The organism is Lacibacter sp. H375 (assembly GCF_037892425.1).
Classification (GTDB): Bacteria; Bacteroidota; Bacteroidia; order Chitinophagales; family Chitinophagaceae; genus Lacibacter.
In genome coordinates this window covers 2,958,770-2,984,628 of the sequence record NZ_JBBKTT010000001.1, presented here as the reverse complement: position 1 = coordinate 2,984,628, position 25,859 = coordinate 2,958,770, and the positions used below count along the sequence as shown (strand labels likewise).

The window sequence follows — 25,859 nt, the reverse complement described above, 5'->3', positions numbered from 1 at the left end:
AATAATGGGGTAAGCAGTATGAGGTGTGTTTTATAGTTCTACTTCATTACCGGTACTTTTGGTTTTGCGCCTGTCTAGCGAGTCAAAATGATCCATAACTAATGCAGCTGCTCCAATCAGTTCGGCCTGAAATCCTAATGATGATATTTCCAATTCTGTATTCTCGGCAATTTTAGGAATGCAATGTTCATTGATTGCTTGCTGTATTGGCGCCAACCATACCTTTCCACCAACAGAACCCCGGCCGCTTAATATGATCAACTCTGGGTTGAGCAGGTGAATAAGGATGGCAATACCACGGCCAATATTGTAAGCGGATTCAGACAACAATTCAATGGCATATTTATCACCTTTAATGGCTGCATCCATAATTGCCCTTGATGAATCTTCTGCGTTTTCCAATGTTAAGTTCCTGAGCATTGAAACTTTTCCCTGTTTCAATCCTTGTATGGCTTTTTCTGTAACAATAAACAAAGATGATTCTGTTTCTAAGCAACCGCTCTTACCGCAAGAGCACATCTTGTTATTGGTGAAAAGAGGAATATGACTGAACTCGCCTGCAAAACCATTGTTGCCACGAAACAATTCACCCTTAACGATCATACCCAAACCAATACCCCAACCAACATTTATTACCATTACAGTTTGCTTATTGCGGGCCGCACCAAATTTCAATTCAGCTAATGCAATTAAACTGGAATCGTTATCTATAAATACCGGTACACCAACAGCCGCCTCAACAATACTTACAATGCTGTTTCCGCTCTCTGTTTTAAGAAATGAATGATTAATGCCTTTTGTTACATCTATAAAACCAGGCATACCTATACCAATACCCGCTATATTTTGCTTGGAAACACCCGAAGAAAGTATATAACTATTGATATGCTGTGTGAGTTCTGCTAATGCGTTGTGGTTATTGCTCAACGGAAGTTCAATACGCAGCGGTTCCAACACGTAATTATTCTGCATATCCAGAATAGCAATGCGTGTTACCAACTGATCCATCGCCACTGAAACTATGTAAAGCACATCAGCCTTGAGTGAATAAACCAAAGGCCGCCGACCACCTGTAGAATTAGCGTAACCGGATTCTACCACCAACCCATCTTCGATCAACTCGTTTAATACACGGTTTGTAAGCGGAAGGCTTTTATCGGTTAACAAACTCAAATCAGCGCAGGAAAGCTCCTTCTCAAAATAGAGATGCTTTTGAATCTGTCTTTTATAACGGTTGTTCTTTAGCAGCATGGGTGGCAATCAATTTAAACAGCAGATCTAAAATAAATAAACTTTTGAAACTTCTTAAAAAATTAATAAAAGTTTTATAAAATTTTATTAACAATGGCTATCATCCTGTAAAAAATTGACTTTTTGGGGCAATTTGGCTCTAGTTTTCAGGAACCCGAACTGTCGAGACGATTGAATTGGGTTTAGGATTGAGTCACTTTTGAAGATTAAAGTGGAAGAGTTACGGCCACGTTGCTGAAAATTTGAAGGATTGTGATGGAGTTGCGGTAGCTGACCAAAAGCCAGCAGCCTTTATCAATTTTTGCTTCTGCCGGCAAAATTCAGCTGTACCATATATAAACCAGCGGTTACAAGCAGCACACCGGCAATAGTAAACAAAGTGATCGGTTCGTTCAGGCTTACTGCCGCTATGATGAACCCGAACACCGGGCAAAGGAATAACCAATACGATGCCGTGACTGCATTTCGCTTTAACAGCCATAACCATAGCTGTACAGCAGCTATGGAAACCGGAATTGCCAGCCACAATACACCACTGTAGAAATTAAGATCGAAACGGTTGAGCTCACTTTTATAAGTCATCAATAACACAGGAAATAGTATTATACCACCGATTAAAGTTTGCCAACCGTTAATGGTAAGTATATGCAGATCGCTCCACTTAGTGCGGGCAAAATAAATTGCGCCAGCTGAATAAGCAAGCATACTGCCTAACATAATAAGAATACCATTTACTGTTGCAAAACTATTTTGTAACAATGGCCATGCTGCAACAACCACCCCGGCACTGCAAAGCAATAAACTCAGCCAATGTTTTATTCCCATCTTATGATCAAACAAAGCGGCAGAAAGAATACTGATGAGTACCGGGTTCACAGCCACAGCCATGCTTCCCAAACCTGCCGATACTTCCTGCATTGCCACTACATACAAGCCCAGGTATAAACTGATGTTGAGTAATCCATACACAGAAATAAATAGCCACTCTTTCTTTTGTGGTAAACGTTTACGCCAGATAAGATGCGCAAAAACCAACATGCCCACTCCCCCGATAAAGAAACGTGCTACGGCTATCACAAATGGTTGTGCAGATTGCAATGATATTTTTGTAGCAGTTGCTGCCGATGACCATAACAGTGCAAAGAATACTCCGGCAACGATATATTTCCAGTTCATGTTTTGCGTTACAAATAATCCTTTTTTCTGAAGAGATCGTTTTGCAAACATATCTTATTCTGCACTGAGTTTATCTGCAAAAGGTTAAGCAGATGGTTTACTAACAATAAAAAATGATCAAGAATAGTTGCCTGGAAAAGGGTATAAAAGAAAAAGGTCATCTGTAGAAACAGGTGACCGTTAACGATTGCTTGCCATATAAAAAAAGAGTTCTAAATATCTGGTTGTAGAGCTTTCAAATCTTAGAGTTATTTCTTTTTAGTTCTTAACCCCTGATTTGATGATGTAAAACTATTGAACCTGTGTTTAGCCATCAAACCAAGATAAGGTTGTTTTTATGACGCCAAATGCTATCCTGATTTCCAGAATGCTTACCTGGCAAGGCTTTCACCGAAAAAAAGCGCTTATACCCAACGGCGTTTTTTATTAGTTAAAACGACAATTATTCTAACGACAACGTTGTAATATGGCCGCAGCAGGCAAGCTAAAGACTCATTTGTATCTTAGCTTATAAACCGTAAGCATGAATAAGCAAATACTACCTGCAGTTGCAGCAGCTATTTTTAATGAGAAAGGCGAGATACTACTGCAAAGAAGAAAAGATGTAAATCAATGGTGCATTATATCGGGCCACGTAGAATTTGGTGAAACAATTGAACAGGCCATGTTACGTGAAATAGAAGAAGAAACAAACAGCACAGCAGATCTTATTCGGTTTATCGGCGTTTATTCTTCACCTGCGTCTCAAACATACAACTACCCTGACCGAACAATACAGTATGTTACTTCGTACTTTGAAGCGAAGCTTACAACAGATTTAGCAGATGGTTTTTCGAATAATGAAACGCAGGAATTGAAATTCTTTTCTCCTGATCAACTGCCAGGTGAACTTGCAAACATAAATCCCTACTGGCTTTCAGATGCGCTGAACAAAGACAGTTCAGTTTTTATACGTTGATGTATTTTATTTATGCATCATGTCGCATACCCTTTGCCACACGAAACAGATGCAGCACATAAGGAAACAAAGCATCCATTGTTTCTTCTGCACCTTTTTTTGAACCGGGCAAAGTAATAACAAGTGAATTGTTAATGAAGCCTGCAACACCTCTTGATAACATAGCATACGGTGTACGTTGCTGACCATAGTTGCGTGCAGCTTCCATCATACCGGGAATTTCCCTGTCGAGTAATGGTTGAATTGCTTCAGGTGTAATATCTCGTGGCGACAAACCTGTGCCCCCAGTGAAGAGAATTAAATGATATCCTTCTTCGCTGTATTGTTTGGCTTTTGCTTGAATAGCATCAAACTCATCGGGAATAATTTCATACACTGATGCTTTGAGTTGATGTTGTTCCAGTTTTTGCAGAATTGCTTTACCGCTACCGTCTTCCTTTGTACCTGCCGCAACAGAATCGGAACAAACAATTACTGCTGTGCGGATGCTTTCTTTCAACTCATCTTTAAAATCTGTTTTACCACCTTTCTTGCTTTCGAGTTTGATGGATGAAATTTCTACGCCTTTATCCAGAGGCTTCAACATGTCATACATCGTTAGTGCAGTGATCGCTGCACCATGCATAGCTTCTACTTCCACTCCTGTTTTATAGATCGTATGAACTTCAACTGAAATGAGAATGCTTAATCCTTCAATGGTATGTTTGATGGCAGCAAACTCAACCGGTAACGGATGACAATCAGGAATAACATCACTTGTTTTTTTGATTGCCAGTAAACCGGCTGCACGGGAGAATTCAAACACATCCCCTTTAGGAACAGTTTTGTTTTGAATCGCATCAATAGTTTCCTGCTTAGAAACTGTGAGTAATGCTGTAGCAATTGCCTGGCGTAATGTTGTTGATTTATGTGTGATGTCGACCATTGCTTATTGATTTACTTTCCATTGATGTGTTTCATCTTCAAATAATTCCTTGCCCCAAACAGGCAATTCTGTTTTAATGCGTTCCACTACTTCATTGCATGCATCAATTGCTGCACGGCGATGTACGGACGAAGTAAATACAAATAGACAAATTTCACCTGCAGCTACTGTGCCCAAACTGTGATGCACATGCATACAGGTGAGTTCATATTTAGCAAACGTCTCTTCACGGATGAAATGCATTTTTTCCAATGCCAGTTCTTCGTAAGTAGTGTAATCAATTGCTGCTACTTTCTTCTCGTCAATTACATCTGCCCTCACCTGTCCCAAGAAAATGCTATGTCCGCCAATATTCGTTTTTGAACTGTGCTTAGCAATACTATCTGCAATAAATGTGGGTGCAATAGCTCCTTGCGTAAATATATTCTTGGGTTTACGTTCCATTACACGGTTTGTTTTTGTTGCTGCATCCATTGCTGAATACCACCCTTTAAACTATAGATTTTTTTTGAGCTGCCGAATAATTCGTTCAACTGCTTTGCTGCAGCTGCACTTCGTTTGCCTGATAAACAAAATACCACAATGGTATCTTCTGTTAACCATGCAGTATGTTGCAGTAAACTGTTCAACGGAATCTGCATATGACTGAAATCTGTTACAACAGGTACTTCATCTTTTTCCCGCACATCAACAATAGCAGCTTTGCCATCAGCAACAATATCATTAAAGGCGGCTGCATCAATCTCATTTACAAGTGTAGCAGTACTGCATAACCATTCATAATCGGTTTCTTGCAATGCTTCTATGGTTGCAGGAATGAGTGATGCTGTTTCTATTCGCTTGCTCAATTCAAATTCATAAGTCTGATTATTGAGTGTGTTATAGGTAAAAAGTTTGTTCGACAACAACACACCAGTTCCGGTAATCAGCTTAATGGTTTCATTCGCCATCATACTGCCGATGATACCGGGCAACACCCCCAACACGCCCGCTTCAGCACAGTTCAACACTTCCCCTTCTTTTGGGGGATGTGGAAACAGATCACGGTAATTAGCTGAGTGTTCATTGTTTTGTTGCACATTGAATACAGCAACCTGTCCCTCGTATTGCGAAATAGCACCGTAGACCATGGGCTTATTCAACAACACACAGGCATCGTTCACTAAATAACGTGTAGCGAAATTATCAGAGCCATCAACTATTACATCAAATGCGGAGAGAATAATTGAAGCATTTTTATTTTTCAAACGTTCATTGTAAACAGTAAACCTTACCTGCGGATTCAACTGCTGCAAAACTTCAACAGCACATTCTGTTTTTGACCGACCGATCATCTGCACATTATACAACACCTGCCGATGCAGGTTTGAAAGTGATACCACATCATCATCCACAATACCAATTGAACCAACACCTGCTGCAACGAGATATTGCAGCAGCGGACAACCCAAACCACCTGCGCCGATCACCAATACAGATGCAGCCAACAGTTTCTGTTGCGCCTCTGCACCAAATCCTTTCAGGATCAGTTGGCGTTGGTAACGTTCATATAGTCTGTCGTTGTTCATATTTTATCCACCGGAGAAAGGAGGTAATAAAGCAACTGTGCTGTTATCCGTTAAAGAAGTATTGGTTGAAATCGTTTTTTTGTCAACTGCCATAATAAATTTTTCAGTTGCAAGTGCCGGGTACTGCAAACGAAGTTGCTCCAGCAGTTCATCAGTTGATGTTATATCATTCAGTACAAGCGAAGCACCTGCAATGTCAACCAGCTTTCCAAAAAACAAAACCTCCACACGCATCATTGTTGTTTAAGCAGCAAAAATAACCCAACTCAGGTTACCAATAGTTTTACAGCAGCAATTAATAATACCGTTGCCAGCATATATTTCAACATACCCTGTTTCAACTTGACTGAGCCGAAATAAGCGCCTGCCAATCCTCCTGCAAAAGCAGTGACTACAAATAGGTACATGTCCGTTGTAAACTGAATGCCCTTGGTCAGTTGTCCTGCCAAACCTGAAAGCGAATTGACGAAAATGAACAAAGCGCTTATTGCTGCCGCTTGTTTCATGTTTGCCCACTTCAGCATTAAAAGGACTGGAGAAAGAATAATCCCTCCTCCAATACCGATAAGCCCGGAAAGAAAACCAATGACAGCTCCAATTACAACAGCTGCCCCTGAGTTTACTTTCTTCGGTTCATCTACCTGGATATTGCTGAAGAAAAGAAATCTTGCAACCGGTATCAATAAAAGCAGGCCAAGAATTTTCTTATAAACATCCGCATCAATACCAACCTTCCCGCCAAAATAGGCCATTGGAACCGACAATAAAGCAAATGGCCAAAACACATTCCATTTAAAATAACCACCACGATAAAACTGGATGAATGATGTAAGTGATACAAATAAATTCAGCAACAAGGCTGTTGGTTTCATTACATCAGGTGCAATGCTGAAGATGGCCATCAATGCCAGGTAACCACTTGCACCGCCATGCCCTACTGATGCATATAAAAGTGCAACAAGGAATAAAAGAATATAAAACAAGTAAATAAAATCCATTGCAGTTAAACAGGTAAAAGATGAATGGTTACGGTATCATTTGCTTTATACTCTTCTTTCTCGCCATCCAGTTGCAGCAAACAGTTGGCCGTTGCAAACGAATTTAATTTGTATGATTCCTGTGCTGTTAAAGGCAACACCGTTTGCCCATCGTAATATGCTTTTTGAAAATGTGTCAATCCCGGAGCTTTTTTACAACCCTTCGCCAATACAGTTTGCACAGTCTTTAATTGCAAAGGGCGTTTTGTTTGCAGCGACAATGCTTCTGTTACATATTCATAAAAACAGGTAAGCACTGATGATGGATTACCCGGTAAGCCAAAAACAAGTTTATCTCCTTTCGTTCCAAAGAACAAAGGTTTACCCGGCCGTTGTTTTATTTTGTGAAACTGTTGCACAACGCCACATGTATTTGCAGCCTGCAATACAAAATCATAATCACCAACACTTACACCACCTGTTAATAATATAAGATCACTTTCATTCAACGCCTGTTGTAAGATCGCCGTTAATACCTCCGGATCATCTTCTGCTTTGTAAATATGATGAACAGGAAGATGCAGCGATTCCAATGCTGCTGTTAAACCAAATGAGTTGGATTCATACACTTGTCCGTACGACAATGGCTTGCCCGGCTCCTGTAATTCGTTGCCGGTAAGGATGATGCTGATCACAGGATCGGGAATAACGGATATTTCAGTAACACCAATCCCTGCTAAAAATCCAATAGCAGCTGCAGTGAGTAAACTTTCTTTGGGTAAAGCCAATTCGCCTGCTTTTATTTCAGAACCAATGGGACGAACATTGCTGTTACGTTGCAGCTTTTCATCGTCAATAATTAAGATGCTATTTTCTGTTTTTACTTTTTCCTGCATCACCACAGTATCTGCTCCTGCAGGTACAGGTGCACCTGTAAAGATGCGGATTGCTTTACCATCTGCAACTTCTATTGCAGATGAACTTCCTGCAGGCATCTCTCCATCAATGATCAATTCTTTTTGCAGATCATCAAATGCAAATGCATAGCCATCCATGGCAGATTGTGGAAATGCAGGAATATCAATTGTTGCAAATACATCTGCAGCCAATACTTTTCCTCTTGCCTGTAATAAGGAAAGAGTAACAGGATTTAATGCTGTTACGTTTGTTGAAATAATATGTTTTGCTTCTGCTACAGTAATCATTGTTTGCTGAATTTCCTGTCTGACGAGTGCGTCAGACGATACATAACTTCATTCATCTTTTGAAAGATTCTGATAATCCTCCAATGTGTCAATATCTATCTCTCCTTTCGGAAAATGAACAAATGCTGCTTCGTTCTGATACTTTCGAACCAGGCTTTTTGCTCCAACATCGCCTGCTAATTCCAAAAGCTCCGGAAAGAAACGTTTGGTAAATAAAACAGGTGTTCCAAAAGTAGTTCCATATTTACTTGCAACAATGCTGCGCTGTTCTTTTTTGTTCAACTCCATCAAATCATTTAATAACCCTGCTGTTACAAACGGCTGATCAGCTACCATGAATACCACGGCTTCAACTTGCGGATTCAATTTCAACAACGTTTGTAAACCGAAGCGAATTGTTGAAGCCATTCCTTCTTTCCATTCAGGATTGACAACTAACTCAACTGTTTCAATGTTTAATTCAGTTTTAATCACATCAGCATTTGCACCCAAAACAACAACCACAGAAGCAGCATCAGCTGTCTGTGCCGCTTCAATTGAATGTTGCAATAATGTAACACCTGAATAAACTAATAATTGTTTGGGGGAGCCTAAGCGTGACGATGCACCTGCAGCGAGTATTATAACTCCGGTAGTATTTTGATTTATTTGCTCATCTGCCATTGCTGCTTAATTTCTGTAATTCCAATTCATTGCGTGTATGAATACTAACAGAGCGGTTTTTTAAAAAGCCCCCTGTACGTGCTGCAAACACAGCTTTTATTTCTGCCAATACAGACAATGCAATTTCTTCTGCAGCTTCAGCTCCGATGTCAAGACCGATCGGCCCATGGATCATTGCACGTTGTTCATCTGTTACAGTAACGCCTTCATCTCTTAATTCATCAAACATACGTTCCAAACGTTTCTTTGGCCCGAGTGTACCTATGTATCTGCAGTTGATCTGCAATAACAGTTTCATCATTGCCAGATCATACTTGTAATTATGTGTCATCAACAGAAATACCGTCCATTCATCTGGCACAAGTTGATTGATAATATCAGCAGGCTTTCCCGTGATCAATTGATGCACGTCAGGAAAACGTTGTGCATTGGCATGTGTGGATCGTCCATCAGCAACAGTTATCTGCCAACCCAGCACCTTCGTCATTTCCACTAACGGAAATGCATCATTGCCTGCACCAACAATAATCAGTGAAACAGATGGCTGCAACAATTCAACAAAGGCTGTCAATTCAAACGATTCGTATTCTTTAATAACAGATGATCCTGTTGCAAGTATTGATGATGCATCGGTTTGAACGATGGCTTGCAAAGCATCATCATCAATGGTGCTGTACTTTGTTTCCTTATCAAGAAAAAAACAAGTGCCGGGTTGATGACCATGGAAGTTGTGCAGTGAAAACAAAGTGACCAAGACCGTTTCTCTTCTGTATAACTGGGATCGTTCCAGTAATGCAATGGGGTTATTCTCATCTTCCGCATTAATCGGTTCAAATAAAATATGCACAATACCATTGCAACCCAACTGCACACCAAACTCAACATCTTCTTCATCCATCGAATTATATGTAACAAGTTTGTTTTGGTTTTGATGAATAGCAAGCAATGCTTTTCGCAATGCATCGCCTTCTAAACATCCACCGCTGATTGCACCGGTCATCCGTCCATCTTCTTCCACCAACATGCGGGCGCCGGGTCGGCGGTAAGAAGAACCTTCCACATACACAACCGTTGCCAACGCAGTCTTCATTCCCTTCTGCGTTGCTTTTTTGTATGCTGCAATTATTTCATTGATCTCTTTCGTCATGTAACACTGAACTAACCCAACTGTTCGGCAAATGGCAGCTTGCGTAATCGTTTACCGGTGGCTGCAAAAATTGCATTGGCAAGTGCTGCTGCTATTGGCGGCAATGCAGGTTCACCTAAACCCGTTGGCGCTTCATCGCTTTCAACAAATTGCACATCAACTTCCGTTGGTGCATCTCTCATGCGTAAGAACTTATAAGTATGAAAATTTGTTTCGGCTACTGCACCATTCACAAAGGTTACTTTCGGGAACATGGCATGGCTGATGCCATCCACAATGGACCCCTGCACCTGGTTTTCTGCGCCACTCAAATTAATGACACGGCCACAGTTTACGGCACAATACACTTTCTTCACCTTCGGTTGTCCGTCCACCATTTGCAAATCCACTACCTGCGCTACATACGAACCAAACGAGAACCAGGTAGAAAAACCTCTGAATACGCCGGGTGTTTTTGAACCCCACTTACTCATCTTCGCCACAAGTTCAATCACACTTTTATATTTCTCCGGATCGTAATTAATTTTTCCAACCGTTTGTTCTTTTGCTTTTTTCAATAACTCCAGACGAAATGCTATCGGATCTTTTTTCAATGCCGTGCATACTTCATCCATGAAACTTTCAGCAACATAGGCCAATGTGTTTGCACCAGGTGCTCTCCACCAACCCGTTGGTGTATTGCTGGTAAAGCCTTGTCCTTCGGCACGGTAATTTGCAATTGCACCTGCAACATAACTATCGCCACGCACACCACGACCAATACCAATTCCTGATTGATGCCATGATAATAAATTGTCAGCTGAAAGTGCTGCACGGTATCTCCACATTTCTGCAGGACGGTAAAAATCATTCTGCATATCATCCTCACGAGTCCATTGCACCTGCACCGGACTTTGTGCTGCTGCCGAGATCAACGCAGCTTCCACTCCATTATCGGTCATTAACTTTCTGCCAAAACCACCGCCTTGTCGGGGCGATGATATGGTAATATTTTCTTCCGCTATTCCTAGTTGTTTTGATACTTCAGTTCTTACAGCACCGGGTACCTGTGTTGGACCAAACAATTCCACTTTTCCATCTTTCACATTTGCATAAAAATTAAGCGGCTCCATTTGCCCGTGCGAAAGTGCAGGTATTTCATATGTTACATCAAGAAATTTTGTAGCACCTTGTTTTGCTGCATCTACATCTCCATCGTTTCGTTGAGGAGTTGCTGTAGGTTTATCAAGCATTTCTTTAAAGGTTGCAAAATGTTCGGCCGTATTCTCCAGTTTTTCACTTGCATTCCATTGGATCACCAATGCATCCCTTCCTTTTTTTGCCGCCCATGTAGATGTTGCAAGCACAGCAACTGCGTTCTTGATCTTCACTACTTTTTTTACACCTTCAATTTTCAATGCAGCTGCATCGTTTACGTCGCCCAATGTTTTTCCATAAGCAGGAGCACGGCTTACCATGGCGAACAGCATTCCTTCTCTTCTTGTATCAATGCCAAACAACGGCTGACCGGTTACAATTTTATGTGCATCGACATCTTTTACTCTTGTGCCGATCAATTTAAATTCTTTCGGATCCTTTAAAGTTGGTTTAGAGGGCACTTCCAGTTTTGCCGCTGCAGATGCCAACGAGGCATAACTCAATTTCTTGCCAGTTGCTTTATGGATCACTTCTCCGTTTTCAACAGTACACTCCGTTACAGGAACGTTCCATTGTTGCGCCGCAGCAGTCGTTAACATTTCACGTGCAGTTGCACCAACCGTACGCAACTCTGTAAATCGTCCTCTTACTGATCCGCTGCCACCGGCAGTTTGTCTGCCCATTTTAATGTGTAATGGCGCCAATTCAACTTTTATTTTTTTCCAATCAACACCCAGCTCTTCTGCAATGATCATTGGCAACGATGTTTTTACACCCTGACCAATTTCCGGATTTGGTGCTAATAACACAATGGAACCATCAGCAGCAATGGTGATATAAGCATTCGGGGTAAAGATCATTTCTTCCAATGCTTTGGCTTCTGCAGGCAGGTTGAGCAAACTAAAACTGATGAGCATACCACCACCTGATAAAGCAGATACCTTCAGAAAATTTCTTCTTGAGTGTGTTGTTGCCATAATTATTTTTTGCTTTGTGTTTTGGCTGCTAAATGAATTGCTTTGCGAATGCGGACATGTGTTCCGCATCTGCAGATATTTCCAGACATCGCATTATCAATATCCTGATCGGTTGGTTTTGCATTGCGTTTTAATAAGGCAGCTGCACTCATGATCTGGCCCGCCTGGCAATAACCACATTGTGACACATCGAGTTCTTCCCATGCCTGTTGCAAAGGATGATCGCCTTTTTCGCTTAACCCTTCAATGGTAACAATCGCATTATTTTTTACGGATGAAACGGGCAATGTGCAGGAACGTATGGCATTACCATTCAGGTGTACAGTGCATGCACCGCATTGTGCCATGCCACAGCCAAATTTTGTACCAACAAGGTTTAAATGATCTCTCAGCACCCATAACAAAGGTGTTGCCGGATCTACATCAACCGATAGCGTTTTACCATTTACATTCAAATTGATTGCTGCCATGAGGAATACTTTTAGGGAAGTTAGTTATTCCCGAAGAACAAAAACGCAAAATCAACGACAATTATATGAATGACTGTTTTGGGAAGATTAACGGAAATTGAATCGCAGAACGTTTACCTATTATCTACGTTCATTTTAACAATCCTCAACAATTTTGAGAAGGCAAGTGAACCCATCTTCCATTTACCTTTTTCATTGATATTTACTTCCCTACCATAAAGGGATTGATGATTTCCTTTCTGCCAACAACCGCCACTTAGGGGATATCGTTTAACAGGATGGCTGTATTGCCGTTGATGTTAACTGATACTGACTACACTTCTGCTTTCTTGTACCAAATCGCCGAATATGTTTAGAAATCTGAATTAAGAGCAAAAGATGCAGAACGTAAAATTACAAAACATGTGAAAACAACCTGGCTAACCTTTCAGGCAATTGTTCAAAGGCCGATCGCTTGCACCATTCTTCTTTATCTATTTTCTCAGCTTCCTCAAGGTCTTTATAAAAAACTGATCTTAACTCTTCTGCAAATGTTCTGTCATATACCAAAACATTTGCTTCAAAATTTAATTCAAAGCTTCTATAATCCATATTTGCTGTTCCAATAATAGAAAGGTTACCATCAGCAACCAATGTTTTGGCATGTACAAATCCTTTTTTGTAAACGTATACTTCAACACCAGCGCAAAGCAAATCTTCATAATAAGATTTTGAAGCTGCATTCACCAGTTTAGAATCACAGATACCCGGTGCCAATAATTTTACGGAAAGCCCACTTAAGGCTGCAATTTTTAATGCTTCCAAAATGCTATCGCCGGGAATAAAATAAGGTGTTGTAATAAGGATTTCCTTTTTTGCCAGGAAGATCGATTGCAATAACGAAAACAGAACAGAAGGTTGTTTCGACTCCGGACCACTGGCTGCTACTTGCAGAAAACTATCTTCCTTGTGTGTTGCGGGAACCGGGAATTGGAATTCGTCCAATTCTACATCCTCATCGCAACAAAATTTCCAATCAGTTAAAAAAAGATATTGCAAATAAAAAACACCGGGGCCGTCAATTCGAAGATGAGTATCCCGCCAAAATAACTTATGCGTTCCGTTGTTGATATATTTATCGCAAACATTTATTCCGCCTGTAAAAGCAGTTTGTCCGTCTATGATCAACGTCTTTCTATGATTTCTGTAATTCAACCGGTTTGCTAACAGATAAAACATCACTTTTTGAAAAGGATAGATCTCAATGCCGGCTTTTCTCATTCTATCTTCTATGCTTTTTTTAATATTCGGGCTTCCAAAATCGTCATAGATAAAACGTACCCGTACACCTTCAGTCGCTTTTTTTATCAGGAGCTCTTCAATTTGTTCACCAATATTATCCTGTGCAAAAATGTAATACTGAATATGTATATGGTGTTTCGCATTGCGGATGGCTTCCAGTACTTCAGGAAATTTTTCTTCGCCGTTTATTAAAAGTTGCAATTTGTTTCTCCGGGTAAGCGGACTGCTAAGTACCTTTTGCAGCATCACTGCAAGCTCCCTGTTTTCAGCCGGCAATTCTGGAGGAAGAACGGTTTCAGTTCCATATATCTTCATTTCCTTCTTCAAATGTTCCAATAGCTTTTCATCTTCGTCAGATTTATTACTGTACGCTTTTGTTTTCCAAAAGTTGACACCGAATAATAAGTAAAAGACAATGCCACCCACAGGTATGAAAACTGCCAAAAGCAGGTAGGCCATCGTTTTTGTGGCACTTCTTGTTTCATAAATAATGCGAAGGCAAACAGCCATAAGTATAAGGAGATAAACCCCGCCGATAATATAAACCCAATGCATGATGATTATTTGGTTGCTGATGAAAATAAATCAGCATCTTATTACTTAAAAGATTGTGCCAATAACGGTTTTGAATGCGATTGCAGGGATGAGTTCAGTAATAACAACAACCATTGTTAAACATATGTGGCGTTACCGAAGGAGACAGGTAACTGGAAGGACAGCTTTCAATTACGGATCACGATGAAAGGTGAGTAAAAAATTCCCCGAAGTTTTAAAGTTCATGGCATGAAGCAAAACGACTATGTACTTTTGAAATCTGCGTTTATACGTCAGCTTTTGCTGTATCTAAAGCGACTTTTGTTTCCAGGTTTCTTCTATCCTCCAATGCCAATCATACTTCTGTTATGAATGGTTTCTGCATTGATGTGTTCAAAGTCGGCAGTGAATTGTCCGCCGAGTTCTTTTGCCTTCTCTGCTATGTTTTGTGTGATGAGTTCAGTTACATTGTGTCCGCTTCGAAATGCTGTTAATAAGTCCATTTCCTTTTCAGCAAACAAACAGTTTTTCATTTTACCATCTGCAGTTAAACGCATCCGGTTACAACTGCTGCAGAAAGGTGCACTCATAGTACTGATGACAGAAAATGTTCCTGCATGACCGGGAACAATATAACCTTTCGCTGTATCATGCTCTTCATTCTTTAGTGGAAGGAAAGAATATTGTTGATCCACTACCTGTAATATCTCTTGCCAGGTAAATACCTGGTTGCTTGTCCATTGATTACCGCTGAATGGCATAAACTCAATAAAACGCACATGCACCGGTGTATCTTTTGTCCATGCAATAAAATCATTGATCTCTCCATCGTTCAAACCTTTCATCACAACCACATTTACTTTTACATGAAAATTGCGGTTGATGAGCAGTTGAATATTTTCCATCACTCGCTGAAACTGATCTCTTCTGGTGAGATGCTGAAACGTGGCGGCTTGTAAAGTGTCAAGACTTATATTGAGCGAACGTACACCTGCTTCTTCCAGCACATCTACAAACTCATGCAGTCTTGTACCGTTGGTGGTGAGCGTAAGTTTAACCGGCAACTTTGCCAAGCGAAGTATAATATCAGCGGCATCTTTACGTACCAATGGTTCGCCACCTGTTAAGCGGATCTTGTTTACGCCGAGTTGTACAAATGTTTTTGCCAGCGATTCAATTTCATCGGCCTGCATAAGGTTAGCCTGCTTCGTAAACTCGTACTCTTCTTCAGGCATACAATAAAAGCAACGCAGGTTACAGTTATCTGTTAACGATATCCGCAAATAATTATGTACACGATTATATTTGTCGATCAACATGTTCTTCTTTTTATTTGAGAGATGATCAGGCATTCAACTGCAATGCTTCTTTTACCTGCACAACCTTCAACTCATCTCCTACTGTAATTGTTCCTTGTTGTTTATATAAAATATTCTGTCCGAAATACACTTTGTTATTTCCTGTTCTGTATGATGCTAACGTTTTCAACGGTTCTTTTGCAGTTGCTGCTGTTTCCTGGTCGGTAGTTGTTATGGCACATCTTGCACAAGGCTTTACTGCATACAGATCAATGCCGTTGATCTGGAAATGTTGCATCGTATCTTCTTTATAGGGATCGCCACCGGTGAAAACGATATTTGGCCGGAAACGATTCATCGGCACAGGTATTTCCAAGCGGCTGTTCAAATCATCCAACGATGCCTGCCCGATCATCAACAGCGGAAATGCATCAGAGAAACCGGTGATCTCTTTATTCAACGCATAATCAACATCCACTCTTCGTTTGCTCACCTCTGGCATATACACCAACTTACAGTGCATATTCAACTTTTGCGAAAACCATTCGTTGATTTCTTTGCTTATTTCAATTGCATCACACACATCATCCCATATCTGTACACTTATTAAATCACTTCCTGTTGGATTTAAATTAAGATGGATCCTTTCTGCATCATTTCCTTTTTCAGATACGATCAATTCATTTGCATGAATAGCAGTGCGCAGCAAAGCCATTCGTGGAAACTCCCGTTGCGTTAAAAACCGGTTGTCATCTCCTACAAGCATCCATCGGCGGTCGTGCTCAATACCACGGTCGGTCAACTCTGCCGAACTGAGTTCAATCCCTCCAAGCGATTTAATGGGATATACATATAAACGACTGATCGAAAGCATGCCTAAAATTACAGTATTTGCAAACGTCTGCCAGCTTTGCTTTTTGATGCAAAGAATAATTTTTAACAGACTAAAATAACAGTAATTTTATAACGCTCTTTTATCCTTAACAATTAAGTTCAACACATGAAACCCGTTATTACCATTGAATACTGCCCCAAATGTCATTGGCTCTTGCGTTCTGCCTACATCGCACAGGAGTTACTCACTACGTTCGAAAACGAATTAAAAGCTGTTACACTGCAACCAAGTGAAGTAAGCGGCGATTTTCATATTTCTATTGATGGTAAAGAAATTTTCAACCGTAAAACCTATGGCGGCTTTCCTGAGATCAAAGAACTGAAACAGGTGGTGAGAGATATTGTAAGTCCGGGTAAAAGCCTTGGACATGCTGATACTAAACCACATCATCAAAGTTCACTTTAGTGTTATGATCGGAATAATTTTATGCGGCGGACAAAGCACAAGAATGGGCAGCGACAAAGGCTTGCTGAAACTTGAAGCAAATACATGGGCGCAAACTGCTGTTGACAAACTCAGTATTCTCGGTATTCCTGTAAAACTTTCTGTGAACAGGCAACAGCTGAATGATTATGCAGAAGTATTTGCTGCCGATGATCTGTTTGTTGATGCTGCTTCTTTAAAATTGCACGGGCCATTGCTGGGTGTGTTGAGCGCTCATCTCCAATTCAACACTGAAGACCTGTTTGTGTTTGCGTGTGATATGCCGCTGATGGAACCAATATTGATCAAAGAACTTTCTGCTGCTTATAAACAAAACCCCGGCTATGACGCCTATGTGTTTATGAACGATCATGAACCAGAGCCATTGTGTGCGATTTATACTGCAAAAGGACTTGCAACAATTTTCGACATGCTGCAAAACGGTTCGTTAACAAGACACAGCATGAAGTTTATGTTGGATCATTTAACTGTATTCAGCATTCAATTAAACGATGCACAAAAAACCTGCTTCCGCAACTTTAATGCACATGCTGAATTAAACGGTTTGTAAACCCAGTTTCGATTTTTCAATTTTTGTAAAACTTTCTTTACCTGCATCGCATAAAGGGCAACAATAATCTGCAGGTAACGATTCGAACTTCACTCCTGCTGCAATATTACTTTCAGGTTCGCCCACCGTTTCATCATATACCGTTAAACAGTCCGTGCATTGATGAACATATTGTGCAACGGGCTTCTTCTCTACTTCCTTTTTCGCAGGTAATACTTTCTCAACAATAGCCATCTTTCCTTCACGGTTCTGGTAAAATGCATTTACCGAACGACGCAACTGTTCAGAGAGTAAAAACTTTGGATTGTTGCTGCTGAATACAAAACCTGTACGTGCATTGGGGTTGAAATCATTGGCACAAAGAATATCGTACACATACAATAACTCCCAACCGAATAATTTCAATAGGGGTTTACGTTTTACCAGTATGCTACTGAACACTTCGCTCTTGCTTCTTGTTTTAATACCAATACAAAGACCGAATGTGCGGGTATCATCATTATTCAATTGCTTAACAAGATAGTTTTTCAACGCTAATCCTTCGCTGCAATCATCTTCTACCTGGAAATTTAATTCGTTGGCTGCATGTCGCACATTGAGATGAAATTTATCCAGCAACAAACTCCATTTACGTTTATCTTTTTCATCAATCCCTTTTACAATAATGCTCTTCCATGGAGTGGAGCATAACTGACCGATCTTGGTTTCCAAACAAAGCTTGCATACTTCTTTCAGAAAATCAACACTAAACAATTCATCTCTGCGGTACACACCCATCCAGTATTTACTGTTGTTATATTTATTGAACCCTTCGTAATAAGGCAGATTAAATGCCGGCAATTGTACAGCTTTTTCAACAGGCTTGGTAATGTAACGATCTGTATGTACCAGCTTCATCAATGTTTCACCTTGCGCTTCTGCATTATCAAAAAAGCGGTCACGATGATTGGCGATGATCTCTTCAATTTCTTTTGACACTTTTGCTACATCATTCGTGTACACCAACTGGTTCCATTCATAAATAGTATTTGTTTTCGGAAAACGAATAAAGAGATGCCAGAAATGTGCAGCTTCACTTGCAGCCACCCAGTTGATATTACCTGTAAGCATTGGTGTGAAACTCTGGTTACTGTCGCTTACATTTATTTTTAATGTTGGCTGATAATCGATGCCATCAAAAATATCTTTGTACACACCTTCACTCAACCAAGTATTGTTGATAAAGATCTCTTCAGCAGGATAAGAACTCACAATGTTTGGATACTGCTCGTTGCCTGTTTCGTATGCAATATCGATCAGGTCCAGTTCGCTCAGCAACGATTGCCTGTTTTCAACACTTACACTAATGAGCAATTGCTGACGCAAACCAAAACTCACATGTTTAATACCTGCTTTTGTAGCAGCCACTAAAATATTATACAGATCGCCGGGTGAAATAATTCCACCACGAAAATTGATCTTTATGGTTGTACTGCTGTTCATACACACTTTATTTTTCTGCGAGTACTGTTTCTTTTACGTTTGAATGAAGATTATTTTCCAGGATCGTTTTCACTTCGGGCCTGCAACTGCCGCAACCCATACCTGCACCTGTAAGCTGACATAACTGCAAATGATCTTTACAACCTTCTTTTATTCTGTTGATGAGATTTCCTTCGCCCACATTATTACAACTGCACACCAGTTTACCAATCACAGGCTCAGGTGCTTTGCCTGAACGTAATAATTGTAAACGTTTTTCGCTCAACTCCATTTTTTGCTCAATGAGGTTGCGGTATTCAAGGAACTCACTCTTATCACCAATTAAAATAGCACCGATCAAACGATCATTATGGATGATACATTTCTTGTAGTAACGTTTTGCTTTATCAATAAACACCACTTCTTCATAAGCAGGATCATCAGGACATTCCACTTCACCCAATGAACAAAGTTCTGTGCCATGCATTTTCAAAATGTTCATGAGCAATGAACCGGAATAGTAGTTGGAAATATCGCCACCTAAATATCTTGCGACAACTTCTGCCTGTTGTTCTGCAGCGGCAGTAATGCCATAGAGAAATCCTTTGAACTCTGCAATTTCACCAATGGCAAATACAGAAGGATCATTTGTTTGCAGGTATTCGTCCACCACAACACCACGTTTACAATCGATACCTGCGGCTTTCGCAATTTCGATATTCGGCACAGTGCCGATGGCGATTACAATCGCCTGGCAATCGATCATCAAACCACTCTTTAAACGAATGCCTGTAACAGTTGTATCGCCAAGGAAACGTTCGATCTCATCGTTATAATAAATATCAACGCCTTTATCTGTTAACTCTTCGTGCAACAACTGGCTGCCCAACGGATCAAGCTGACGATCCATTAAACGGGAGATACGTTGCACAATAGTTACTTCAACTCCTACTTCACGCAGTGATGCTGCTAATTCTATACCCAACAAACCACCACCAACAATCACTACTTTTCCTTTCGCCGGATCAACATGATACTTGAAGTTATCTGCATCAGTTCTGCTGCGCATGGTAAAGATGCCCTGCATGGCTGGCACATCACGCAACATAGCTGCACGACTACCGGTTGCCAATAACAACACATCGTACTGATGAGTATTGCCTTTGCTGTCTATCACCGTTTTTTGTTCACGGTTTATTTCGGTGATGCTTACTCCACGATGCAGTTTGATATTGTAATCATATTCTTCTGCGTCACTCATTTTAATGAGGTTCTGCCATTGCAGCGTACCACTGATATAATCGGGCAATAATACACGGTTGTAAAACGGAAAATCTTCTTTGCTGAAAATTTCAATTTCATCATCTGTATTGATCATGCGGTAGCTGCGTACAAAACCACAGGCACCTGCTCCTGCACCAACTACAATTATCTTTTGTTTGGCTTTCTTATGAAGTTTTACTTCAACAGCCGAGAACTTGAAATCAGGTTCCTTACTTTTCGGATCAACTAAATTATTAGTAAGATTATTCGCCCTGTTCAAATCGCTGTTCAACACTTTGCCCCAATGCATCGGCAAAAACACAACACCTTTTTTAATGTCGGTTGAAAATCTAGCTTTCACCCGCACATTACCTCTCCCATTAAAAATTTCAACAAGATCGTTTTCTTTAATGGAACGTTCAGCCGCATCATCAGGATGTATTTCTAAAAATGATTCTGAAATATGCTGCCTGAGTTTATTTACTTTTCCTGTTTTACTCATGGTATGCCACTGATCACGGATGCGGCCGGTGGTTAACACCAATGGAAAATCAGGACTTAATTTTTCTGATTGGTTCTCGTCATTAAATGAGTGAATGATGGCTTTTTTCGAAGGCGTATGAAACTTACGATCGGTGAACAATCTTTTTGTTCCATAACCCTCCGATGAAGAAGTGTAAGGCCATTGCACCGAACGTTTCTCTTTCAGAATTTCATAACTCAATCCGCTCATGTCAATATTTGTACCGGCAGTGAGTGCTACATGTTCTGCAAAAATTTCGGAGAAGCTGTTGTAATCAAAACCATTGAAGCCCATCTTTTTTGCAAAGCGGCAAATGATCTCTGCATCGGGCAAGGCTTCACCCGGTGCATCTATAATTTTATTCAAGTAGCTGATGCGGCGCTCTGCATTCGTCATGGTGCCTTCTTTTTCGGTCCATGATGCAGCAGGTAACACCACATCGGCATACCTGAGTGTCTCGGGGCGATTACTTACTTCCTGTACTACTACAAACTTTGCTTTCTTCAACCCCTCTTCTGCAATTCTCACATCAGGCAAACTGATGAGTGGATTGGTACAAAGTATCCAGATGGCTTTTAATCGTCCATCATTCAACGCTTCAAACATTTCTGTAGCAGTAAGGCCAGGTTTTGCAGCGATCGTTCCCGGAGCAACACCCCAGAAATTTTCTACTGCAGCACGGTGTTCAGGGTTCAGCAGATCACGATGAGCAGGTAATAAGTTTGATAAACCTCCAACTTCTCTTCCTCCCATTGCATTTGGCTGACCGGTTAATGATAACGGACCGGAGCCTGGTTTTCCAATATGACCAGTAATTAAATTTAAGTTGATGAGTGAAAGGTTTTTGTTTACACCAATGACGCTTTGGTTTAAGCCCATCGTCCACATGGTAATAAAACCTTTCGCTTTACCAATATAAGAAGCAGCTAAACGAATATCTTTTTCAGCAACACCACAAATGATGGCAGCTTCTGCAATTGTGCGTTCAAATACGGTATCACGGTATTTTTCAAACCCTTCTGCATGATTGGCGATAAAGTCGAGATCAATATCTCCATTCTCGATCAGCACTCTCCCTATAGCATGATGAAGTGTAACATCGGTACCGGGATTTAATTGCAAGTGAACATTTGCAATAGAACAGGTTTGTGTTTTACGTGGATCGCTGACAATAATTTTAAGATCAGGATTTTTTTCACGTGCTGCTTCTACTCTTCTCCAAAGGATGGGATGACACCACGCAGGATTTGCACCGGCAACAAAGATCACATCTGCTAATTCGAGATCATCGTAACTCACCGGCACACTGTCTTCGCCCAAACTCATTTTATAACCAACCACCGCACTGCTCATGCAAAGACGGGAGTTAGTATCGATATTATTACTACCAATAAATCCTTTAATGAGTTTATTGATGACATAATACTCTTCTGTTAAACATTGACCCGACGCATAGAATGCAACAGAATCAGAACCATACTTTTCGATCAACGTTGCAAACACTTTTGCAGTACGTTCCAAAGCCGTATCCCATGTAACCCGTTGACGGGGCTGGTTACGATTGTAACGCATCTCCGGATAAAGCAAACGATCAGAGCGATCATTCACTGTGTAATGAAGATTCATTCCTTTACTGCAAAGCATCCCTTTGTTTACAGGATGATTCTTATCGCCTTCCACATGCAAACGTCCGAGCTTATCCTTGCTGGTAACAATACCGCAACCCACACCACAGTAACAACAGGTGGTAAGGTTAGCTGCAGCATTTCCTGAGCTGTTTAAATCCATAGTATGTTCATTCGTTTCCTTCACTATATGCTTTTTATATTGGAAGCAATCGCTAAATCATCAGGCTGCGTTTTCCAACGCCACATTAAGCTCTGCTACTTTTTCTTTCTTTGTAAATCTTGTTACCAATACCAGTAATGATACAGCCATAACGATCATACCGATATATCCGAACGCATCAACGTATGTAATGCTTTTACTTTTAAACAGAAACCCAAACAACATACCACCCACATTACCTCCTGCGCCAACAATACCACTCACTAATCCCACATTCTTTTCATTTACAAATGGAGTGATGGCGTAAGTTGCACCATTCGCCATTTTCAAAAACAATGCAAAAGAGATCATGGAAATAATAGCCATCGTGAATGAACCGGCTTGTGCAAAGAGCATCAAACCTGCACCTTCGAGCAACAATACTGCAGCAAGTAATAAACCTTTACCACGCATACCATATTTTTTACCAACTCTATCAGCAAAGATGCCACCGAGTGCACGTGCAAAAATGTTCATGAAACCAAATACACCGGCCCAGAAACCTGCACTGCTTTGTGATAATTTAAACTCCTGTACAAAATGCAAAGCAGCAATATTGTCGAATGTAATTTCCATACCAAAGCAAACACCATATGCCAGTGCAAGCGACCAAACTCTCCAGTCTTTCAGTACACTGTAATCTGTTTTCGTTTTTACTTTTGCTTCACGTTGAATTTCATCGTAGTTACCGGCAGGTGTATCTTTTGTATAACGGAAATAAAGGAATGCAACAACCAACATCATTACACCGGGAACGATCATTGCATAACGCCATGCTTCCCCTTTTGTATAACCAAAACCAACAATCGCTGCAAAGATTAACGGCATAACCATGTTGGTGATACCTCCACCAAGATTACCCCAACCGCCTGCAACTGCATTAGCTGTTCCTTTAATGTTTGCTGCAAACATCATCGAAGTGTGAAACTGTGTGATCACAAATGATGCACCAATAACACTGATCGCTAACCGGAACAACAAAAACGAAGTGTACGATTGTGCAAGACCAACACCCATTACCGGTATTGCACCAAGCAACAATAACACAGTGTATGTTTTACGTGGACCCCAGGTATCGCACAAGCGACCTATCAACAAACGTGCAATGATAGTACCTGATACAGATGCGATCACAATATTTCCGATCTGTGATTTATCTAAATGCAGGTCTTCTTTTATGGTTGGCATCAATGGAGCCAAACCAAACCATCCAAAAAAGCAAACAAAGAATGTAAGCCATGTAATATGGAAGGTTCTCATTTGCACACCACTCAATGAAAAGATATTGAGTTTGCTTAGTGGTTGTTGTAATGTTGCTTGCGACATCAGCTGTTGTTTAAGTGTTAGAATAAATTAATGTATATCGTTGATTGAAAATTTATCGATCAGGAGACTTAATAACTTATCGTGGATCGCCATATAACATTCATCATGAACGATCTCTTTTTTATTTCTTGGTCGAGGCAAAGGCACATCCACAATTTCTTTGATGGTTGCAGCAGGGCCATTGTTCATTACCACGACACGATCGCTTAAGAAGATCGCTTCTTCCACATCATGTGTAACGATCACAATTGTTTTTTCCCTGTTATCAAGATTCCACAATTTCAAGAGTTCAACATGCATATTGCTTTTGGTCAATGCATCCAATGCACCAAATGGCTCATCAAGCAACAGAATACTTGGATTAATGGCGAATGCTCTTGCAATAGCCACACGTTGCTTCATACCACCCGAAAGATGACCGGGCAATTTGTCTTTGTGCGACCAGAGATTAACCATCTTCAGATTCTTTTCCACCAATGCTTTTTTCTCTGCTGCTGTTTTATCTTTCAAAGCAGCGTCAACTGCTTCGTAAATATTGCTGTACACACTCAACCAGGGAAGCAAAGAATAGTTTTGAAAAACAATACCTCTGTCGGGGCCGGGCTTTGATACTACATTTCCATTGGCGATCACTTCACCTGATGTTGGTTTCACCATACCGCTGATGGTACCCATCAACGTTGATTTACCACAACCGGAGTGACCAATGAGAGCAACGATCTCTCCTTTCTTTACATTCAATGAAATTTCTTTCACCGCTGTATAAACACCAGTAGGTGTTTTGAAGCTTACTGATACATTGTTTATTTCAATGCTCGGTTGCTCTGCAGTATCAACCGCTGAATTTATTTCTACCACCCGTGGACTTAATTCTAATGTTGTTGCCATAACTTTTCAGTTAAGAATTTAAAATTTCGTTTTCTGTTATCGCCCCGTTCATGCTTTTTGCTTTGTCGCTTTTATTGACGAATAAAGCGATACACAAAACGGAGTAATGTAGGTAAGCATGATCCTTATCAGGTTCTTACCGGTAAATGTTCTCTCTACAAACACATCGTAACTGTTTATGATATTCAAAACAGTTCCAACGATCACTGCTACCAGTAAAGCTGTTGTTATATTTTTCTTATTCATAAACATTTGTTTTACGTTTTATGCTGCGAAACTGAAACGCTTTTGAAGCGCCATGAAAATTCTGTCGAGTAACAAACCGACAATACCAATGATAATGATAGCCACCAGGATCTTCGCAATGCTTCCGCCGTTAAATCCTTCTTCCCAAACAAAATAACCAAGCCCCATACCACCCGATAACATCTCTCCTGCTACAATTACCATCCATGCAACACCAATCGACAAACGCAAACCGGTTAAGATGTGTGGGAATGTATAAGGCAACACAATTTTTGTAATGTATTTCCAACGGGAGAAGCCAAATGCTTTTCCAACATTTTTATGATCCTGCGGAATATGTGAAACACCAAATGCTGTGTTGATGAGCGTTGGCCATAATGAACAAATAAAGATCATGAAGATGCTTGCCTGTGGTGAATCCTGGAAAATGGCAAGACCTAAAGGAAACCATGCCAATGGAGAAACCGGGCGAAGGATCTGCACCATTGGGTTAATGATGTTCATGGTAATTTTATTGGAACCCATGATTAAACCAATTGGAATGGCAATCAAACTACCAAACCCAAAACCGATACCAACACGACTGAGTGAACTGATCAGTTTTGTACCGATGCCTTTATAGTCAGGATCGTTCTGCATGGGATTTTGCATTACTTCCTTAAACACTTCCCATGTCATTGCAGGCGTAGGAATTTCATGTTTAGTGATCGCTGCAATTAATTCCCATACACCACCCATCAGCGCAAGTCCACCCAAAAAGTAGAGCAGCGACTGGAGCGTTTTAAGTGAGAAGAAATTTTTCATCGTAATTATTTTTTGTGAATTGTGAATGGTCAATGGTGAATAAATCTGTTTCTGATTACAAACTC

At 40.5% G+C, this 25,859-nt stretch carries 24 protein-coding genes; 3 read left to right on the top strand and 21 right to left on the bottom strand.

Annotated features, from left to right (window positions below; genetic code table 11):
* Positions 1 to 30: 30 nt before the first annotated feature.
* Together WG954_RS13085 and WG954_RS13080 are read right to left on the bottom strand one after the other, a co-directional pair.
* Complete coding sequence (locus WG954_RS13085) at positions 31 to 1,251, bottom strand: ROK family protein (protein WP_340437056.1); 1,221 nt, start codon at positions 1,249 to 1,251, stop codon at positions 31 to 33.
* Positions 1,252 to 1,545: 294 nt separating this feature from the next.
* A complete protein-coding gene (locus WG954_RS13080) occupies positions 1,546 to 2,427 on the bottom strand; it encodes a DMT family transporter (RefSeq protein ID WP_340437055.1) in 882 nt (293 codons plus the stop codon).
* A gap of 523 nt (positions 2,428 to 2,950) precedes the next feature.
* On the opposite strand from WG954_RS13080, the gene WG954_RS13075 reads away from it, so the two are divergent.
* On the top strand, positions 2,951 to 3,385 hold the full coding sequence (locus WG954_RS13075; protein ID WP_340437054.1) for an NUDIX domain-containing protein: 435 nt from the start codon (positions 2,951 to 2,953) through the stop codon (positions 3,383 to 3,385).
* A gap of 10 nt (positions 3,386 to 3,395) precedes the next feature.
* Here WG954_RS13075 and moaCB read toward each other — a convergent pair whose 3' ends face one another.
* The 13 genes from moaCB to WG954_RS13010 form a co-directional block, all read right to left on the bottom strand.
* The gene (moaCB, locus tag WG954_RS13070; RefSeq protein ID WP_340437053.1) at positions 3,396 to 4,310 is read right to left on the bottom strand and encodes a bifunctional molybdenum cofactor biosynthesis protein MoaC/MoaB; all 915 of its coding nucleotides are present in this window, start codon (positions 4,308 to 4,310) and stop codon (positions 3,396 to 3,398) included.
* A gap of 3 nt (positions 4,311 to 4,313) precedes the next feature.
* Positions 4,314 to 4,754 carry a molybdenum cofactor biosynthesis protein MoaE gene (locus WG954_RS13065; protein WP_340437052.1) on the bottom strand — a complete coding sequence of 147 codons (441 nt, stop codon included), beginning with the start codon at positions 4,752 to 4,754 and terminating at the stop codon, positions 4,314 to 4,316.
* Positions 4,754 to 5,878 carry a molybdopterin-synthase adenylyltransferase MoeB gene (moeB, locus tag WG954_RS13060; RefSeq protein WP_340437050.1) on the bottom strand — a complete coding sequence of 375 codons (1,125 nt, stop codon included), beginning with the start codon at positions 5,876 to 5,878 and terminating at the stop codon, positions 4,754 to 4,756. The genes WG954_RS13065 and moeB overlap by 1 nt, the downstream gene beginning before the upstream one ends.
* Before the next feature lie 3 nt (positions 5,879 to 5,881).
* Positions 5,882 to 6,115 (bottom strand): MoaD/ThiS family protein, encoded by a 234-nt coding sequence (locus WG954_RS13055; protein WP_340437049.1) that lies wholly within the window; start codon positions 6,113 to 6,115, stop codon positions 5,882 to 5,884.
* Between the two features lie 29 nt (positions 6,116 to 6,144).
* Entirely contained in the window at positions 6,145 to 6,876 is a 732-nt protein-coding gene (locus WG954_RS13050; RefSeq protein ID WP_340437048.1) for a sulfite exporter TauE/SafE family protein, read from the bottom strand.
* A gap of 5 nt (positions 6,877 to 6,881) precedes the next feature.
* Positions 6,882 to 8,060, bottom strand: a complete 1,179-nt coding sequence (locus WG954_RS13045; RefSeq protein ID WP_340437047.1) for a molybdopterin molybdotransferase MoeA — start codon at positions 8,058 to 8,060, stop codon at positions 6,882 to 6,884.
* Between the two features lie 48 nt (positions 8,061 to 8,108).
* Positions 8,109 to 8,723 (bottom strand): nucleotidyltransferase family protein, encoded by a 615-nt coding sequence (locus WG954_RS13040; protein WP_340437046.1) that lies wholly within the window; start codon positions 8,721 to 8,723, stop codon positions 8,109 to 8,111.
* Positions 8,713 to 9,870 (bottom strand): XdhC family protein, encoded by a 1,158-nt coding sequence (locus tag WG954_RS13035; RefSeq protein ID WP_340437045.1) that lies wholly within the window; start codon positions 9,868 to 9,870, stop codon positions 8,713 to 8,715. The genes WG954_RS13040 and WG954_RS13035 overlap by 11 nt, the downstream gene beginning before the upstream one ends.
* Positions 9,871 to 9,881: 11 nt before the next feature.
* On the bottom strand, positions 9,882 to 11,984 hold the full coding sequence (locus WG954_RS13030) for a xanthine dehydrogenase family protein molybdopterin-binding subunit (RefSeq protein WP_340437044.1): 2,103 nt from the start codon (positions 11,982 to 11,984) through the stop codon (positions 9,882 to 9,884).
* Positions 11,985 to 11,986: 2 nt separating this feature from the next.
* On the bottom strand, positions 11,987 to 12,454 hold the full coding sequence (locus WG954_RS13025; protein ID WP_340437042.1) for a (2Fe-2S)-binding protein: 468 nt from the start codon (positions 12,452 to 12,454) through the stop codon (positions 11,987 to 11,989).
* Between the two features lie 393 nt (positions 12,455 to 12,847).
* The gene (gene cls, locus WG954_RS13020) at positions 12,848 to 14,290 is read right to left on the bottom strand and encodes a cardiolipin synthase (protein WP_340437040.1); all 1,443 of its coding nucleotides are present in this window, start codon (positions 14,288 to 14,290) and stop codon (positions 12,848 to 12,850) included.
* Between the two features lie 317 nt (positions 14,291 to 14,607).
* Entirely contained in the window at positions 14,608 to 15,588 is a 981-nt protein-coding gene (gene moaA / locus WG954_RS13015) for a GTP 3',8-cyclase MoaA (protein ID WP_340437039.1), read from the bottom strand.
* A gap of 25 nt (positions 15,589 to 15,613) precedes the next feature.
* Entirely contained in the window at positions 15,614 to 16,441 is an 828-nt protein-coding gene (locus WG954_RS13010; protein WP_340437038.1) for an MOSC domain-containing protein, read from the bottom strand.
* Positions 16,442 to 16,567: 126 nt separating this feature from the next.
* On the opposite strand from WG954_RS13010, the gene WG954_RS13005 reads away from it, so the two are divergent.
* Together WG954_RS13005 and mobA are read left to right on the top strand one after the other, a co-directional pair.
* The gene (locus WG954_RS13005; protein WP_340437037.1) at positions 16,568 to 16,867 is read left to right on the top strand and encodes an Rdx family protein; all 300 of its coding nucleotides are present in this window, start codon (positions 16,568 to 16,570) and stop codon (positions 16,865 to 16,867) included.
* Positions 16,868 to 16,871: 4 nt separating this feature from the next.
* Positions 16,872 to 17,456 (top strand): molybdenum cofactor guanylyltransferase, encoded by a 585-nt coding sequence (gene mobA / locus WG954_RS13000; protein ID WP_340437036.1) that lies wholly within the window; start codon positions 16,872 to 16,874, stop codon positions 17,454 to 17,456.
* On the opposite strand, the gene WG954_RS12995 is transcribed toward mobA, so the two are convergent.
* The 6 genes from WG954_RS12995 to ntrB are packed head-to-tail and all read right to left on the bottom strand — an operon-like array spanning position 17,442 to position 25,794.
* Positions 17,442 to 18,938 (bottom strand): rubredoxin, encoded by a 1,497-nt coding sequence (locus WG954_RS12995; RefSeq protein WP_340437035.1) that lies wholly within the window; start codon positions 18,936 to 18,938, stop codon positions 17,442 to 17,444. The genes mobA and WG954_RS12995 overlap by 15 nt on opposite strands.
* Before the next feature lie 7 nt (positions 18,939 to 18,945).
* Positions 18,946 to 22,491 (bottom strand): molybdopterin-dependent oxidoreductase, encoded by a 3,546-nt coding sequence (locus WG954_RS12990; protein WP_340437034.1) that lies wholly within the window; start codon positions 22,489 to 22,491, stop codon positions 18,946 to 18,948.
* 60 nt (positions 22,492 to 22,551) lie between these two features.
* The gene (locus WG954_RS12985) at positions 22,552 to 23,856 is read right to left on the bottom strand and encodes a NarK family nitrate/nitrite MFS transporter (RefSeq protein ID WP_340437033.1); all 1,305 of its coding nucleotides are present in this window, start codon (positions 23,854 to 23,856) and stop codon (positions 22,552 to 22,554) included.
* A gap of 27 nt (positions 23,857 to 23,883) precedes the next feature.
* Complete coding sequence (locus WG954_RS12980) at positions 23,884 to 24,744, bottom strand: ABC transporter ATP-binding protein (protein WP_340437032.1); 861 nt, start codon at positions 24,742 to 24,744, stop codon at positions 23,884 to 23,886.
* 48 nt (positions 24,745 to 24,792) lie between these two features.
* The gene (gene nrtS / locus WG954_RS12975) at positions 24,793 to 24,990 is read right to left on the bottom strand and encodes a nitrate/nitrite transporter NrtS (protein ID WP_340437031.1); all 198 of its coding nucleotides are present in this window, start codon (positions 24,988 to 24,990) and stop codon (positions 24,793 to 24,795) included.
* Between the two features lie 18 nt (positions 24,991 to 25,008).
* Positions 25,009 to 25,794 carry a nitrate ABC transporter permease gene (ntrB, locus tag WG954_RS12970; RefSeq protein WP_340437030.1) on the bottom strand — a complete coding sequence of 262 codons (786 nt, stop codon included), beginning with the start codon at positions 25,792 to 25,794 and terminating at the stop codon, positions 25,009 to 25,011.
* Positions 25,795 to 25,859: the final 65 nt, after the last annotated feature.

Coding starts and splice junctions, on each gene's coding strand:
- WG954_RS13085 (WP_340437056.1), bottom strand. CDS start 1,251: ATGCTGCTAAAGAACAACCGTTATAAAAGACAGATTCAAAAGCATCTC.
- WG954_RS13080 (WP_340437055.1), bottom strand. CDS start 2,427: ATGAACTGGAAATATATCGTTGCCGGAGTATTCTTTGCACTGTTATGG.
- WG954_RS13075 (WP_340437054.1), top strand. CDS start 2,951: ATGAATAAGCAAATACTACCTGCAGTTGCAGCAGCTATTTTTAATGAG.
- moaCB (WP_340437053.1), bottom strand. CDS start 4,310: ATGGTCGACATCACACATAAATCAACAACATTACGCCAGGCAATTGCT.
- WG954_RS13065 (WP_340437052.1), bottom strand. CDS start 4,754: ATGGAACGTAAACCCAAGAATATATTTACGCAAGGAGCTATTGCACCC.
- moeB (WP_340437050.1), bottom strand. CDS start 5,878: ATGAACAACGACAGACTATATGAACGTTACCAACGCCAACTGATCCTG.
- WG954_RS13055 (WP_340437049.1), bottom strand. CDS start 6,115: ATGATGCGTGTGGAGGTTTTGTTTTTTGGAAAGCTGGTTGACATTGCA.
- WG954_RS13050 (WP_340437048.1), bottom strand. CDS start 6,876: ATGGATTTTATTTACTTGTTTTATATTCTTTTATTCCTTGTTGCACTT.
- WG954_RS13045 (WP_340437047.1), bottom strand. CDS start 8,060: ATGATTACTGTAGCAGAAGCAAAACATATTATTTCAACAAACGTAACA.
- WG954_RS13040 (WP_340437046.1), bottom strand. CDS start 8,723: ATGGCAGATGAGCAAATAAATCAAAATACTACCGGAGTTATAATACTC.
- WG954_RS13035 (WP_340437045.1), bottom strand. CDS start 9,870: ATGACGAAAGAGATCAATGAAATAATTGCAGCATACAAAAAAGCAACG.
- WG954_RS13030 (WP_340437044.1), bottom strand. CDS start 11,984: ATGGCAACAACACACTCAAGAAGAAATTTTCTGAAGGTATCTGCTTTA.
- WG954_RS13025 (WP_340437042.1), bottom strand. CDS start 12,454: ATGGCAGCAATCAATTTGAATGTAAATGGTAAAACGCTATCGGTTGAT.
- cls (WP_340437040.1), bottom strand. CDS start 14,290: ATGCATTGGGTTTATATTATCGGCGGGGTTTATCTCCTTATACTTATG.
- moaA (WP_340437039.1), bottom strand. CDS start 15,588: ATGTTGATCGACAAATATAATCGTGTACATAATTATTTGCGGATATCG.
- WG954_RS13010 (WP_340437038.1), bottom strand. CDS start 16,441: ATGCTTTCGATCAGTCGTTTATATGTATATCCCATTAAATCGCTTGGA.
- WG954_RS13005 (WP_340437037.1), top strand. CDS start 16,568: ATGAAACCCGTTATTACCATTGAATACTGCCCCAAATGTCATTGGCTC.
- mobA (WP_340437036.1), top strand. CDS start 16,872: ATGATCGGAATAATTTTATGCGGCGGACAAAGCACAAGAATGGGCAGC.
- WG954_RS12995 (WP_340437035.1), bottom strand. CDS start 18,938: ATGAACAGCAGTACAACCATAAAGATCAATTTTCGTGGTGGAATTATT.
- WG954_RS12990 (WP_340437034.1), bottom strand. CDS start 22,491: ATGGATTTAAACAGCTCAGGAAATGCTGCAGCTAACCTTACCACCTGT.
- WG954_RS12985 (WP_340437033.1), bottom strand. CDS start 23,856: ATGTCGCAAGCAACATTACAACAACCACTAAGCAAACTCAATATCTTT.
- WG954_RS12980 (WP_340437032.1), bottom strand. CDS start 24,744: ATGGCAACAACATTAGAATTAAGTCCACGGGTGGTAGAAATAAATTCA.
- nrtS (WP_340437031.1), bottom strand. CDS start 24,990: ATGAATAAGAAAAATATAACAACAGCTTTACTGGTAGCAGTGATCGTT.
- ntrB (WP_340437030.1), bottom strand. CDS start 25,794: ATGAAAAATTTCTTCTCACTTAAAACGCTCCAGTCGCTGCTCTACTTT.